This window comes from Acinetobacter sp. ANC 3929 (genome assembly GCF_000369405.1).
Lineage (GTDB): Bacteria > Pseudomonadota > Gammaproteobacteria > Pseudomonadales > Moraxellaceae > Acinetobacter.
Genome location: NZ_KB849996.1, coordinates 42,421 through 57,422 on the forward strand (window position 1 = coordinate 42,421; position 15,002 = coordinate 57,422).

Consider the following 15,002-nt stretch of genomic DNA (forward strand, 5'->3'; position numbering starts at 1 on the left):
AGATTTGAGTTTTAAAGCATGCAAATCACGCGTTTAAATATCGAACGTGTACGTAATTTAAAGACGGTTGCACTCCATGAGTTGCAACCGTTTAATATTTTTTACGGCGCAAATGGTTCTGGAAAAACTTCAGTTTTAGAGTCGATTCATTTACTGGCAACAGGGCGTTCATTTCGTACTCACATTCCAAAACATTACATTCAATATGAAGCAGGGGATGCGATTGTTTTTGCGCAATCGGCCAGTGAACGTATTGGTATGCAAAAGTTGGCTTCGGGTGAACAGGTGATTAAAGTCAATGGCGACACCATTGCGACACAAGGTCAGCTGGCAAAGTTATTGCCTTTACAGCATATTGACCCACAAAGTACGGATATTATTGACCACGGCGCAAAGCCAAGGCGACAGTTGCTAGACTGGTTGATGTTCCACGTGGAACCTGAGTTCTACTTTGCATGGCAATACTATTCTCGCGCACTCAAACAACGTAACAGTTTGCTCAAGACACGGCGTAATTTGACTTTGGCTGATTTAGAGCCTTGGAATAAAATGCTGAGTGATTATGGCGAAATGCTGCACTCACAACGGGTCAGTATTGTTGAGCAATGGAACCAATTTTTCCATGAAGATTTAAAACAACTTCTACCCGATCTTGAGATAGAACTGGAATACAATCCAGGTTTTCATACTGAGCAAGGTCTACTTCAGGACTTGATTCAACAGCATCAAAAAGACCTTGATCGGCGCTACACTGAGTATGGGCCGCATCGCGCTGATTTACGTTTAAAAACGCCTTTTGGCAATGCGGATGATGTGTTATCTCGCGGACAAAAAAAGTTGTTAATCATGGCATTAAAACTGTCACAAATTGCAATGCTACATGCGAGTAATAAGGAAACTGTGGTATTATTAGATGATCTGACAGCAGAGTTAGATGAGACTGCACAGCAACGTTTAATTGAGCGATTGAGTCAGTTAGGAAGTCAAGTTTTTATGACCACCTTAGACCATGCGTCGGTATTAAAACACTTACAGGATTTGTCGATTTCTTTTCAATTATTCCATGTTGTTCACGGTCAAGTCAGTCTTGCTGCACCATAATTTTATTTTTCATCTTTAAATAGATCAATATTACTAGGGAGTAACCATGAGTTCAGAGTCTCAATCAGTCTCTCAAACAGAACAAACAAATGAAAAGGCTTATGATTCCTCTAGTATTAAAGTATTACGTGGATTAGACGCGGTTCGTAAACGTCCTGGCATGTATATCGGTGACACCGATGACGGTACAGGTTTACACCATATGGTGTTTGAGGTGGTGGATAATGCCATCGATGAAGCTTTAGCAGGACACTGTGACGAGATATTGGTGACCATTCACGAAGATGAATCTGTCAGCGTAACTGATAACGGACGTGGTATTCCAACTGATATTCATCCTGAAGAAGGGGTGTCGGCGGCAGAGGTGATTCTGACTATCCTGCATGCAGGTGGTAAGTTCGATGACAACAGCTATAAAGTGTCTGGCGGTTTGCATGGTGTCGGTGTATCGGTTGTAAATGCATTGTCTAAAAAATTGCATTTAACCATCCATCGTGCAGGTCAAACCCATGAGCAAGAATATGCGCATGGCGATCCGCAATATCCATTAAAAGTAGTGGGTGAAACAGATAAGTCGGGTACAACGGTTCGTTTTTGGCCGAGTGAACTCACCTTTAGTCAAACGATTTTTAATGTCGATATTTTGGCTCGCCGTTTAAGAGAACTTTCTTTTCTAAACGCAGGCGTGCGAATTGTTTTGCGTGATGAGCGTGTAAACTTCGAACATGTTTATGACTATGAAGGTGGTTTATCTGAGTTCGTTAAATACATTAACGAAGGTAAAACTCATTTAAATGAAATTTTCCATTTCACAGCTGATACGGATAGTGGTATTGCTGTTGAAGTTGCATTGCAATGGAATGAGAGTTATCAAGAAAACGTTCGCTGCTTTACCAATAATATTCCACAAAAAGATGGTGGTACACACCTTGCAGGTTTCCGTGCTGCGTTAACCCGTGGTTTAAACCAGTATCTTGAAAGTGAAAATATTCTTAAGAAAGAAAAAGTTGCTGTCACAGGTGATGATGCGCGTGAAGGCTTAACTGCAATCATTTCAGTGAAAGTCCCAGATCCAAAGTTTTCTTCACAAACCAAAGAAAAACTGGTCTCGAGTGAAGTAAAACCTGCGGTTGAGCAGGCCATGAACAAAGAGTTCTCGGCTTATTTGCTGGAAAATCCGCAAGCGGCGAAATCAATTGCTGGCAAGATTATTGATGCAGCTCGCGCGCGTGATGCAGCTCGTAAAGCACGTGAAATGACCCGTCGTAAGAGTGCTTTAGATATCGCTGGTTTACCAGGTAAATTGGCAGACTGTCAGGAAAAAGATCCAGCCTTGTCTGAATTGTATCTGGTCGAGGGTGACTCTGCGGGCGGTAGTGCCAAACAAGGTCGTAACCGTAAGATGCAGGCCATTTTACCATTGAAAGGTAAGATCCTGAACGTTGAACGTGCACGCTTTGACAAGATGATTTCCAGTCAGGAAGTGGGGACTTTAATTACCGCTTTGGGCTGTGGTATCGGACGTGAAGAATATAACCCAGACAAATTACGTTATCACAAAATCATTATCATGACCGATGCGGACGTGGATGGTTCACATATTCGTACTCTGTTATTGACCTTCTTCTTCCGTCAAATGCCGGAATTGGTTGAGCGTGGATATATTTATATTGCACAGCCACCATTGTATAAGTTGAAGAAAGGCAAGCAAGAACAGTACATCAAAGATAATGATGCACTTGAAACCTACCTGATCTCAAATGCGATTGATGAACTTGCATTACACGTGAGCGCTGAAGCACCTGCGATTAACGGGTCTGCATTAGCGAGTGTGATTGCCGATTATCAGGTATCGCAAAAGAGCTTACAACGCCTCACTCAACGTTATCCTGCAAGTTTGTTGGATGGTTTACTTGAGCTTGATGCATTTAAAGCAGATCACAACCATGAACGTGACTATGTTGAATCATGGGCTGAGCAATTGCGTATTGCGATTGAAAAATTACAACCAAGCTTGCGTCCTGAGATTAGCTTAGAATCGTTTGAGCGTGAAAATGCACAAGGTGAGAAGTCAGCGCATTATTGGCCACGTGTTACGGTCTATGTGCATAACTTACCGCATTCTTATTTACTCGATGCGGGGCTGTTAAATTCTGCTGAGTATGCGCGTTTACTGAAGAACTCTAAGAGCTGGTTTAAATTGCTCGAAGAAGGGGCTTATCTACAAAAAGGTGAGCGTCGTATCCAAGTCAGCAATTTCCATCAAGTGTGGCAGCATATTTTGCAGGACTCACGTCGCGGTATGATGATCCAACGCTATAAAGGTTTGGGTGAGATGAACGCTGAGCAACTGTGGGAAACCACGATGGATCCTGAAAACCGTAATATGTTGCAAGTGACCATTGATGATGCGATTGAAGCAGATCGTATGTTCTCATGCTTGATGGGGGATGACGTAGAACCACGTCGTGCCTTCATTGAAGAAAATGCGTTAAATGCAGATATTGATGCTTAATTAGTTTAGGCATCAATACCAAACAAAATGGCTTATCTTTTACCTCACTGTAAAAGATAAGCTCTCCGTCCTGAAACTAACAGGGGTGGCAGGGCAATAATTAGAAAAATAACATCTGCAATACCATCCATCAGCAGCATTCCAACAATCCTAAGACACTTAATTTATTCCACAGTTGCATTATTAACTCCTTCTAGGCTTTTTTGCTGACGTTTTGCCCACCAGAACCATGCGCTATTTAAAATGATAAATAGGGTCAATAGCGGACAGAGATTCTATAAGATATTTAAGGGCATGCTGCCGGAATTGCCAAAGTGCGGAGGTTGTGTCAGCTATTATTTTTTACGTTCCACGTGAAACTTTACACGGAATGAAATGCTTAAAAAAAGGTAGCCGATGAAATCAGCTACCTATCAATGATCTATTTAAGCTTGAGTTGAATGAAACTTGAAATGAAGACTAGCCAAATAGTTGATTAATTTTCAACAAAGTCGCTCACCTGAATTAATGCATGTCCAAACAAATAACCAGCCGTGACCAAAACACTGATCCAAAGCAAAGCACCTAAAATGTTGTATACCACAAAGTGGCTATAATTCATGTTACTTGAACCTGCAGCCAACGGTGCAAATGAACGAGCAAAAGGAATAAAGCGAGCCAGTAGAATGGTTTTCCCACCGTGTTTTAAGAAGAACACATTGGTTTTTTGCAGGTATTCTTGCTTAATAAAGCGTGATTTAACATTGAAAATACGATCGCCAAAATGACGGCCAATATGGTAATTCACCATATACCCCAATGCCGCAGCGAAAAACAGTAAGCTGATCATGTAGCCAAGATGCATGATTTCAACAACGGAGCATAATGCCCCCACCGTCAATAACAGGCTGTCGCCAGGTAAAAAGAACATAAAAACAAAGGCGGTTTCTGAAAAAATAATCAGAAAGAGGATGAAATAAATCCATAGGCCATATTCTTGAACCAAGACAGGCAAAATATGTTCAAAATTAAAAATAAAATCTAAAGAATTCATTCAGTTTGTATAATCCAAAATAGAGTACTCACCAAATTTAAGTACAAAAAATGTGAAATGAATTTAACCCTCAGGATTCATTCGTCAGTGATAACTATACAACAATGGGAGTCGAGTATATCGAGCCTGAAGCTAAAGCTCAATTTTCTGAGAAAATTCCAATTTTTACCTTATCTTAAATTATCGACAAATTCATGACACTTTTAATGACATTCATAGTGTTTTTAAGTATCTGCATCCCTTTTAGATCAGAAAAATGAAGGATTATTTGAATGTATATGCTTAAAAAGATGCAATCCACACATGCAACAAATGAGCATGTATGGATCAATGCCGAACTTAGTCAGTAAAGGAACCTTCTAATTCTTCGAGTTCCATCATCAGCTCTAGCAGCAGCTCTTCATGCTGTTCTAGCTTTGCTTTCAGCTCATTTTGTTCATTCATCAGCTTGATCAAATCATCTTTGCGATTGGCATCGTACAATGCACTGTCTGCCAATGCGTGTTCAATTTCGGCTAAGCGAGGCTGAACCTTTTCAATTTGAGCTTCGACTTTTTCAATATTTTTACGAATTGGACGAGTCAACTCACGGCGGCGAGCAGTCTCTTTACGTTGTGCTTCTTTATCAATTTTTCCAGTTGGGGTACTTGCTGTTTGCTGCTGTGATGCATTTTGGGCATTGATGAGTTGTTGGCGTGCTTCACGTAACCATTTGGCATAGTCTTGCAAATCACCCTCAAATTCAGTGCATTTACCTGCATGAACTAACAGCAGATCATCACAAACACTGGCAATCAACTGACGTTCGTGTGAAACCAGAACTACGGCTCCTTCAAAATCTTGCAATGCCATTGTCAAGGCATGACGCATGTCCAAATCCAAATGGTTGGTAGGTTCGTCCAGAATTAGCACGTTTGGACGCTGCCACACGATTAAGGCCAATGCTAGGCGTGCGCGTTCGCCACCAGAGAAGCTTTCACACGGTGTATCCATACGTTCGCCACTAAAACCGAATCCACCTAAAAAGGCACGTAACGCAGCTTCGCTGATTTTTTTATCGGCAATCCGGGCCAGTTGCAGCATTGGACTGGCATTTGCATCTAATGCATCCATTTGATGCTGAGCAAAATAACCAATATTGAGTAGTTCTGAAGCCTTACGTTCACCAGCCAAAAGTGGCAAATCCCCGACCAGAGTTTTGATCAGCGTTGATTTACCTGCACCATTCATCCCTAATAAACCGATACGTGAACTTGGGGTGATTTGCAGACGAATCTTTTCGGCAATCATTTTATCGCCGTAACCAATTGTGGCTGCATCTAAACTCAGCAAAGGTGAACTCATTTTTGTCGGTTCACGGAAACTAAAGGTAAATGGTGTATCGACATGAGCAGGTGCAAGCTGTTGCATCCGTTCAAGTTGCTTGATACGGCTCTGTGCTTGACGGGCTTTGGTCGCTTTTGCCTTAAAACGATCAATAAATTTTTGTAGGTGTGCACGCGTTTCTTGCTGTTTCTCAAACGCTTGTTGTTGTTGCGCTAAACGTTCACTACGTGTGGTTTCAAAGGTTGAATAGTTGCCTGTATATAGCGTCAGTTCCTGATTTTCGATATGCAAAATATGGTCAGTAATGGCATCGAGGAAATCACGGTCATGTGAAATAAGAACCAGTGTGCCTTCATATGCTTTAAGCCAGTCTTCTAACCACAAGATTGCATCTAAATCTAAGTGGTTGGTTGGCTCATCCAATAATAAGAAGTCTGAACGGCTCATCAAGGTACGTGCAAGATTTAAACGCATACGCCAGCCGCCAGAGAAGCTCGCCACATTTAAACGGATTTGACTATCCACAAAACCGAGTCCAGCCATGAGTTGCGCGGCTTTGGCTGGTGCTGCATAGCCATGAATTTCATCAAAACGACCATGAAGTTGAGCCAAGTCATCATTACTGAGTAGATCGGGATGCGCTAATTTTTCTTGAATGTCCCAATATTCTTCGTCGCCAGACAAAACAAAATCTATTGCTGGCATTTCCAAGGCTTTAATTTCTTGCGCCATGTGCGCAACAGTCCAGACTGCTGGGCGGGTCAGATTGCCCTCATCTGCGACCAAGTCACCCAGAAATGCAGCAAATAAAGTTGATTTACCTGCACCATTTACCCCTGTAAGACCAATTTTCCAACCTGGATGGAGCTGCATCGATGCTTTTTGGAACAGAACACGCCCACCGCGGCGTAATGAAACTTGGTCAAACTGGATCATGAGTATGCAAAATAGCGAATAGATAGCTGCATTTTAAGGTGATCGCCCATGAATGCAAATTTTTATATTTAAGATCAAGCTGTTTCAATTGAGCTGATCAATTAATCATAAAATAGAGCAAAAGCTCTATTTTTGTGACGCGAATCAGATTATCATTTAAATTATATGAAAAATAAGCAATTAGACAAAAAGCAGATCAACAGGATTTAAGGATGAAGAAGGGAATTCTTGCATTGGGGGCAATGCTGATTTTTGCTGTGCATACAGAAACACAGGCTGCGACAAAAATTTGTGTTTTTGATCTACTCGGCAAATCGGGAGAAGCTTATAAGGCTATGGAGGAATGGGCTTTAGCTGCTAAAGGCTGGCGTGGTGATAGTTATTTGATTAGTTACCAAAACGAAGCGCTGGCCGAAAATGATTTTGAACAAGGCAAATGTGATGGTGTGTATATGACCTCCATGCGTGCACGCCGTTATAACAAGTTTGCGGGTTCAATTGATGCGATTGGGGCTGTTCCTAGTTATGCCATTGCACAGAAAGCGATTAGTTTTGCTTTGGATAAGCGCAATCAACGCCGTTTGATCAGCACTGTCGATAATGAAAACTATGAAGTTGCTGGAATTTCGCAAATTGGCCTGGCTTATATTTTTGTCAAAGACAAGAAAATGAATACGATTGAGCAAATCAAAGGCAAGAAGTTTGCTGTTCTTGGTTATGATGAAGCGCAAAAAATCGTAGTCAAAAGCTTGGGTGGACAAGCGGTCCTTACGGATGTATCTGATATCGCGAAAAAGTTTAATAATGGCCAGGCCGATATCATGGCTGCACCAGCCTATGCCTACAAACCATTAGAGTTACATAAAGGATTGGGTAATGATGGGGCTATTATTACCTTTCCTGCTGTAAATATGACCATGGATTTAATTATTCGTCCTGAAAAATTCTCCAGTAATTTTGGGCAAAATTCACGAGCATGGTTCTTAGGTCGTCTGAATACCAACTTTGCCCTGATTCAACGTCTAGAATCAGAATTGCCAGCCAAATACAAAATAAATCTCAGTACTGAAGATAAAACTCGTTATCAGCAAATCCTGCGTGAAGCACGTATGGGATTGACTAAACGTGGTATTTACGATGCCACCATGATGAACGTGCTCAAACGTGCACGTTGTACCGTGGATCGCACTAATTTTGAATGTACTTTAGGTGGTGAATAAACGAATACAGAAGGTATAGATGTTTCAATATTCTCCTTTTGAGTTGATATTGGCCTAAAACATTAAAACGTGATCAAGTCTGTTAAAACTGATGAAAACCCGATGTATGTATATAAAAGCGCTATGCATTTAGGAAAAAGCTGACTATATTTATCGAGCACTGATGGAAAATTGTGCAAGATAGTAAAAATAAGGGAAAACGAGATGAAAAAAGGACTTTGGGCATTGAGTGCTACGGCTCTATTTGTCATGACTACTCCTGTACAGGCAAAACAACAAATTTGTGTTTTTGATTTATTGGGTAAGGCTGGGGAGTCTTATAAACTGATTGAAGAATGGAAGCTTGCCTCTAAAACATGGCAGGGCGACGTTGAATTAATTCCTTATCAAGATGAAGAAAAAGCGGAAAAAGATTTTGATGCAGGCAAATGCGATGGTGTGTATATGACCTCGATGCGTGCACGTAAATATAATAAATTTGCGGGCTCAGTCGATGCGGTTGGCGCTGTTACCAGTAATGCCATTGCACAAAAGGCAATTACCTATGTATTGGATAAGCGAAATCAGCATCGTTTAACGGCAACAGTCAATGGCGATAAATTTGAAGTCGTCGGGATTATCCAAGTGGGGTTGGCGTATATTTTTGTTCGCGACAAAAAGATCGATACCATTGAAAAAGCCAAAGGTAGAAAATTTGCTTATCTACACTATGATCAAGCACAAAAAACCATTGTTGAAAGCATAGATCTGGTTGCTGTCCCATCTGATATTTCTGATTTTGTGAAGAAATTTAATAGTGGCCAAGTAGATGTGATTGCGGCGCCAGCATATGCTTATAAGCCACTTGAAATTAGTAAAGGCTTGGCTAATGGAGCGCTGTTTAACTTTCCTGTGGTGAATATTACAGGTGACTTAATTATTCGCCCGAGCCAATTCCCGAATGGATTTGGCCCACAATCTCGACAATGGTTCGTCAATAAACTACCAAGTAACTTTGCCATGGTGCAACGTTTAGAAGCAGGAATGAACGCAAGAAAAATTACTTTGTCGAGCGAAGATAAAGTCCGTTATCAAAAAATGTTACGTGATGGTCGCATGAATTTAACCAAGCAGGGCGTATACGATGCTAGTATGATGAATGTACTCAAGCGTGCCCGTTGTACGGTTGAACGGACAAACTTTGAGTGTACTTTGAGTGGTGAATAACGAGGAGAACAGCAGTACAAAAATATAAATCTATAAACAAAGTGAGGCATATATAACAAATTTGCCTATGAAAATAATAGAAATAGATAAAACTGGGTAAAAAGTATACAAACTAGACATAAAAATAGAGTATAAGCTCTATTTTTTTTCAAAAAACATGATTAATATTTGCTTCGAACAAGGAGACAAACATAAAGTTTGTGAAGGGATGAAAAATATGAAAAAAATTGCACTTGCTCTTGCAGCAACTTCGATCTTAGGTGTATCTGCTTCTACTCAAGCAGCAATTGATGTGTGTGTATTCGACTTATTAGGAAAGTCAGGTGAATCATACAAAATGATGCAAGACTGGGCACTCGCAGCGAAAAGCTGGGGCGCTGATGTCAACCTTCTCGCGCTTACAGATGAGCAGGTTGCGGATAACAACTTTAAAGCAGGTAAATGTGCTGCTGTTGCAATGACCGCTATGCGTGCCCGCCCATATAACAAGTTTGCTGGTTCTGTAGATTCATTAGGTGGTGCGCCAAGTAATGAAGTTGCACAACGCGCAATTACTTATGTTCTAGACGCACGTAATGCAGCAAAAATGACCACCACTTTAGGTGGGAATAAATATGAAATTGGTGGTATCGCTCCAATGGGTGCCGCATACATTTTTGTACGTGACAAGAGTATTAATTCAATTGAAAAAGCAGCGGGTAAAAAATTCGCAGTATTGGGTTATGACGATGCGCAAAAAATCATGGTACAACGCGTAGGTGCTCAAGCCGTACTTTCTGATATCTCTAACTTCGCTGCTAAATTTAACAATGGTCAAGTGGACATGGTTGGTGCGCCTGCTTATGCCTACAAGCCATTAGAATTAAGCAAAGGTTTGGGTACCAATGGTGCAATGTTTAACTTCCCTGTATTACAAGTAACAGCGGATCTTGTTTTACGCCCAGAAAAATTCCCAGCAGGTTTTGGTCAAAAATCTCGTGATTATTTTGTGAAGCAACTTCCAAAAGCGTTCTCAATGATCAAGCGTTATGAAGCTGAAATCCCAGCGAAATACAAAATGAATTTAACGGCTGAAGACACATTGAAATATCAAAAACTAATGCGTGATGGCCGTTTAGAAATGACTAAACGTGGTATTTACGATGCTGGTATGATGTCTGTATTGAAAAAAGCGCGCTGTTCAGTAGACAAAGCTAACTTTGAATGTGCATTACCTGGTGAATAATCCATAATTGCCATTAATAGCTCTTAAAGCCTAGATTCATCTAGGCTTTTTGTTTTTTAGGCTTTGTCATTTGAGTCATTGTCTTTATTTTGAAAGATCGTAATCATACCAATATATAAAAAGCCAAATGAAATCTTGAAGATTTAAAATATGTTTTAATCAGGAAGATTGGACATGACTGAACAAAAACATATTTTTATTTGAAAGCCCAGAGCAGGATGTTAGGTAATTCTTAAATTTTTGGGTTTGATGCAACAACAATCAGCATAGATGCAAAGGAAAAATAAAATGCAATGGTTTAAAACATTATTACTTGCAACAGGTATCGCTGCGGTATCTGCAGGCGCTCAGGCAAAACAAACAATTTGTGTATTCGATATCGTGGGTAAAAGTGGCGATGTCTATGCATTAATGAAAGATTATCAGCTTGCCGCAAAAAACTGGGGGGCTGATATTGAACTGAAAGTAGCGACCAATGAAGCCGTGATCGCGGAAGACTTTAAAGCGGGTAAATGTGATGGCGTGAGTATCACAGGCATGCGTGGCCGTCAGTTTAACCCATTTACTGGATCATTGGATGCGATTGGAGCAATTACCGACCTTAAGCTTGCTGTGAAGGTAATGCAAGGTTTGGCGAGTCCAACTTTTGCCAAAGCAATGGTCAATGGGAAATATGAAGTCGTCGGTGTTATTCCTGTGGGTGATGCGTATTTGCTGGTCAATGACCGTAATATCAATACGGTTGCCAAGGCTGCTGGTAAGAAAATCGCCGTTTTAGATTATGACGAAGCCCAAAAAATTATGGCGTCACAAGTCGGTGCACAAGCGGTCAGTTCAGATATCACCAACTTTGGTGCGAAGTTTAACAATGGTCAGGTCGATATTATTGGGGCACCAGCAGCAGCGTTCAAACCTTTGGAACTTTATAAGGGCTTGGGAACCAAAGGTGCGATTGTGAATTACCCAATTTTACAAGTCACCGGTAATTTGATTATTCATCCAGATAAATTCCCTGAGGGCTTTGGTCAGAAATCAAGAGAATGGGTGAAAGGACAATTGCCGCGTGCATTTACAATTCTTGGAAAAATGAAAGCAGACATTCCACAAAAATATTGGATGGAAGTTCCAGCTTCTGATAAACCAGGCTATCAAAAATTGATGCGTGAAGCGCGTATTAACCTGACTGCAAAAGGAATCTATGACAAACGGATGATGAAATTGCTATGGCAATTCCGTTGCCGCGAAGATGCGAAGAATTTTGAATGTGGTCTGCAAGATGAGAACTATAAATAATCTTGTAAAAAGTCATTAACAGCACTTTAAACTTCAAATACAGACCCGATATTGAGTATGCTATACTAAATATCGGGTCTTTTATTTATTAAAGACGTATTGAAGTCTGAGGAATGTGCATCATGAACGCCCAAGCTCTAGAATTGTCAGATAATGCTGCCAAAAAAGTTCGCCAACTGCGCGAAAGTGAAGGGAATAACGACCTTATGTTACGTGTCTATGTAACGGGTGGTGGATGTTCAGGATTCTCTTATGGCTTTAATTTCGCTGAAAGCGTCAATGAAGATGATGCTGAGTTCATGAATGGTGATGTAAAAATGTTGGTCGATTCCTTGAGCTACCAATATTTGGTCGGCTCCGTTGTTGATTACCTTGAAGGGCTAGAAGGTTCACGCTTTGTGATCCAGAACCCGAATGCGACGACAACCTGTGGCTGTGGTTCATCGTTCTCGATCTAACAGATTCTAGATATAAAAAAAGCTTCTCCAATTGAGAAGCTTTTTTTGCTTTATACCGTGGTTATTGTTCCGAGGATACGATCCCCAGCTGCCCCTGTCACAGCGGGTAAATTGCCACTCAGCTGTTGTACGAAGCGCATCGCCAACCATGCAAAAGCAGTTGCCTCTACCCAAGTTGGTGCTAGACCAAGCGCATCTGTTGTTTGAACTGACCAATTATGTTTACGTAGGCGCCAACGTAGCTGTTCAAGTAGATGGGAGTTATACGCACCGCCACCACAGACATAGATTTCACCAGTCGGCATCCATTCCTTGCTACGATAAATTGCTTTTTTAATCGCACGCGTGGTGAGTTTCATTAAGGTCGCTTGGACATTCTCTGGCGTATCCTCTAATTCCTCATACTCTAGGCCATTGCGCCAATCACTCAGCTGTTCATCGAGCCATTCCAGATTAAAGTCTTCACGACCTGTGCTCTTCGGTGGTTCTTTAGCAAAAAACTCATGATTCTGTAGACGATCTAATAAGGAACGAATTGGATTGCCATATGCTGCCCAGTCACCATTTTCATCATAAGGATGCCCAGTGTGGCGATGACACCAAGCATCCATCAAAATATTGGCAGGGCCCGTATCAAAGCCATATACGCCGTTTAAATCATTTGCAGGCAGCATGCTGACGTTTGCAATACCACCTAAATTTAAAATGACACGATGGATACTCTCATGTAGGAATAAGGCTTGGTGGAAGGCGGGTACTAAAGGTGCACCTTGGCCACCTGCGGCCATATCACGACGACGGAAATCAGAGACGACAGGGAGTTGCGTGATTTCCGTGATGATATTGGGGTCGCCAATTTGTAAGGTAAAACCATGTTCAGGACGATGGCGAATGGTTTGTCCATGCGAACCGATGGCTTTAATTTGAGTGCGGTCTAAATTGTTCTTTTCAATCAGTTCATTAATGCCATGCCCAATCATTTGCGCTAAAGCAACATCAGCTTTACCCATACGATCAATTTCATTGTCGTCGGGAAGCGTTAATGCCATCAGCTCATCGCGTAATTCAGGTTCAAAAGGCACAGTCAGCGTAGCATGCAGCGTTAAAGGATCGAATGAAGTTGCAACAATATCAACACCATCCATGCTCGTGCCTGTCATTACACCAATATAGATTGCGGTCATATACAACTTATCCTGCAAGATGCTGAAAAAATGTTAGTATATCGCACAAATTGAATAACTGATGTGTTTAGGTTTTGTGATGTCAAATTTCTTGCCAGCCGAAGAACAGCTTGCTCTCATTCAACGAGGCACGCACGAGATTATCTCTGAAGAAGATTTACTTAAAAAACTGAAAGAGAATCGTCCACTCCGTGTAAAAGCAGGCTTTGACCCTACGGCTCCTGATTTACACTTAGGACATACGGTTCTAATTAATAAATTAAAAACCTTCCAAGATTTGGGACATGAAGTCACGTTCTTGATTGGTGATTATACTGCCATGATTGGTGACCCAACGGGTAAAAGTGCAACGCGTCCGCCGTTGTCACAAGAGCAAGTCATTGCCAATGCAAAGACCTATCAAGAACAAGTCTTTAAAATTTTAGATCCGAATAAAACCAAAGTCCGTTTTAACTCGGAATGGTTTAATCAGAAATCTGCGGCTGATCTCATTCAATTGGCAAGCCAGCAAACCGTATCACGTATGTTAGAACGTGATGACTTTACCAAGCGTTATAACAACCATCAGCCGATTGCGATTCATGAATTCTTGTATCCATTGGTGCAAGGCTACGATTCGATTGCACTTGACGCAGACGTCGAATTAGGCGGAACAGACCAGACTTTTAACTTGTTGATGGGCCGTACTTTACAAGGTCGTTATGGTCAAGAATCACAAGTGTGTATCACTGTGCCAATTCTTGAAGGTTTAGATGGCGTCAATAAGATGTCTAAATCTTTAGGTAACTATATTGGTGTATTTGATGCACCTGGTGCGATGTACCAAAAAATCTTATCGATGCCAGATAGCTTAATTGAGCGTTATTTTGATTTACTCAGCTTTAAGTCACTCGATGAAATCAAAGTATTGCTTGATGAAATGGCTACAGGTCGTAACCCACAAGAAATTAAACGTATCTTGGCGCTTGAGCTTGTGGAGCGTTTCCATGATGCAGAAGCAGCGGAAAATGCACATAAGAGTGCAGGTAACCGTGTAACTGAAGGTGAAGTGCCAGAAGATACACCAGAAGTAACCATTTCTCGTGGTGAATTTGGCGGCGAGTTATTTATTGCAACCATTCTGCGTGTTGCTGGTTTAAACCCGAATGCTGCTGCTGCAAAAGATGCAGTGGGTCGTGGTGCAGTAAAAGTCGATTGGAATGTGGTTGATATGAGTTTCTCGGTAAAAGAGAATGTCACTTTAATCATTCAGTCAGGTAAAAAAGCCATTGCACGAGTGACTTTCACAGACTAAATCGAAAAGAAAATAATAAAAAGCAGGCCATGAGCCTGCTTTTTATACGCAAATAGCTGATAAAAACAACGAAAACATCAGTTTTGTAGAAAAAAGAAACATGCAAAAGAAAATAATAAAAAATGGGGTTGTGTCTGATGTGAAATGCTGTAGAATGCACATCCATCGGCGGTGATGCAGATAAAAACTTGTTGAGAAACAAGGATTTGGC

At 41.1% G+C, this 15,002-nt stretch carries 11 protein-coding genes; 8 read left to right on the forward strand and 3 right to left on the reverse strand.

The window, feature by feature from the left end:
• Positions 1–18: 18 nt before the first annotated feature.
• Positions 19–1,101 carry a DNA replication/repair protein RecF gene (gene recF, locus F909_RS16375; protein WP_005146297.1) on the forward strand — a complete coding sequence of 361 codons (1,083 nt, stop codon included), beginning with the start codon at positions 19–21 and terminating at the stop codon, positions 1,099–1,101.
• A 46-nt stretch (positions 1,102–1,147) separates the two neighbouring features.
• A complete protein-coding gene (gene gyrB, locus F909_RS16370) occupies positions 1,148–3,616 on the forward strand; it encodes a DNA topoisomerase (ATP-hydrolyzing) subunit B (RefSeq protein WP_005146299.1) in 2,469 nt (822 codons plus the stop codon).
• Between the two features lie 475 nt (positions 3,617–4,091).
• On the opposite strand, the gene F909_RS16365 is transcribed toward gyrB, so the two are convergent.
• Together F909_RS16365 and F909_RS16360 are read right to left on the reverse strand one after the other, a co-directional pair.
• A complete protein-coding gene (locus F909_RS16365; RefSeq protein WP_005146304.1) occupies positions 4,092–4,649 on the reverse strand; it encodes a VTT domain-containing protein in 558 nt (185 codons plus the stop codon).
• Between the two features lie 339 nt (positions 4,650–4,988).
• Complete coding sequence (locus F909_RS16360; RefSeq protein ID WP_005146308.1) at positions 4,989–6,911, reverse strand: ATP-binding cassette domain-containing protein; 1,923 nt, start codon at positions 6,909–6,911, stop codon at positions 4,989–4,991.
• Positions 6,912–7,123: 212 nt separating this feature from the next.
• Here F909_RS16360 and F909_RS16355 point away from each other — a divergent pair, with 212 nt between their 5' ends.
• The 5 genes from F909_RS16355 (at position 7,124) to erpA (ending at position 12,313) form a co-directional block, all read left to right on the forward strand.
• Complete coding sequence (locus F909_RS16355; RefSeq protein ID WP_005146310.1) at positions 7,124–8,131, forward strand: putative solute-binding protein; 1,008 nt, start codon at positions 7,124–7,126, stop codon at positions 8,129–8,131.
• A 204-nt stretch (positions 8,132–8,335) separates the two neighbouring features.
• Entirely contained in the window at positions 8,336–9,337 is a 1,002-nt protein-coding gene (locus tag F909_RS16350) for a putative solute-binding protein (protein ID WP_005146312.1), read from the forward strand.
• 217 nt (positions 9,338–9,554) lie between these two features.
• Positions 9,555–10,562: a putative solute-binding protein gene (locus tag F909_RS16345; RefSeq protein ID WP_032857880.1), complete on the forward strand. Its 1,008-nt coding sequence runs from the start codon at positions 9,555–9,557 to the stop codon at positions 10,560–10,562.
• 288 nt (positions 10,563–10,850) lie between these two features.
• Positions 10,851–11,855, forward strand: a complete 1,005-nt coding sequence (locus tag F909_RS16340; protein ID WP_005146317.1) for a putative solute-binding protein — start codon at positions 10,851–10,853, stop codon at positions 11,853–11,855.
• A gap of 122 nt (positions 11,856–11,977) precedes the next feature.
• Positions 11,978–12,313, forward strand: coding sequence for an iron-sulfur cluster insertion protein ErpA (erpA, locus tag F909_RS16335; protein WP_005146324.1), 336 nt, complete (start codon positions 11,978–11,980; stop codon positions 12,311–12,313).
• Between the two features lie 50 nt (positions 12,314–12,363).
• Here erpA and F909_RS16330 read toward each other — a convergent pair whose 3' ends face one another.
• Entirely contained in the window at positions 12,364–13,497 is a 1,134-nt protein-coding gene (locus F909_RS16330; protein WP_005146326.1) for an anhydro-N-acetylmuramic acid kinase, read from the reverse strand.
• Between the two features lie 61 nt (positions 13,498–13,558).
• Here F909_RS16330 and tyrS point away from each other — a divergent pair, with 61 nt between their 5' ends.
• On the forward strand, positions 13,559–14,791 hold the full coding sequence (gene tyrS, locus F909_RS16325; RefSeq protein WP_085940847.1) for a tyrosine--tRNA ligase: 1,233 nt from the start codon (positions 13,559–13,561) through the stop codon (positions 14,789–14,791).
• Positions 14,792–15,002 lie beyond the last annotated feature (211 nt).

Coding starts and splice junctions, on each gene's coding strand:
- recF (WP_005146297.1), top strand. CDS start 19: ATGCAAATCACGCGTTTAAATATCGAACGTGTACGTAATTTAAAGACG.
- gyrB (WP_005146299.1), top strand. CDS start 1,148: ATGAGTTCAGAGTCTCAATCAGTCTCTCAAACAGAACAAACAAATGAA.
- F909_RS16365 (WP_005146304.1), bottom strand. CDS start 4,649: ATGAATTCTTTAGATTTTATTTTTAATTTTGAACATATTTTGCCTGTC.
- F909_RS16360 (WP_005146308.1), bottom strand. CDS start 6,911: ATGATCCAGTTTGACCAAGTTTCATTACGCCGCGGTGGGCGTGTTCTG.
- F909_RS16355 (WP_005146310.1), top strand. CDS start 7,124: ATGAAGAAGGGAATTCTTGCATTGGGGGCAATGCTGATTTTTGCTGTG.
- F909_RS16350 (WP_005146312.1), top strand. CDS start 8,336: ATGAAAAAAGGACTTTGGGCATTGAGTGCTACGGCTCTATTTGTCATG.
- F909_RS16345 (WP_032857880.1), top strand. CDS start 9,555: ATGAAAAAAATTGCACTTGCTCTTGCAGCAACTTCGATCTTAGGTGTA.
- F909_RS16340 (WP_005146317.1), top strand. CDS start 10,851: ATGCAATGGTTTAAAACATTATTACTTGCAACAGGTATCGCTGCGGTA.
- erpA (WP_005146324.1), top strand. CDS start 11,978: ATGAACGCCCAAGCTCTAGAATTGTCAGATAATGCTGCCAAAAAAGTT.
- F909_RS16330 (WP_005146326.1), bottom strand. CDS start 13,497: ATGACCGCAATCTATATTGGTGTAATGACAGGCACGAGCATGGATGGT.
- tyrS (WP_085940847.1), top strand. CDS start 13,559: ATGTGTTTAGGTTTTGTGATGTCAAATTTCTTGCCAGCCGAAGAACAG.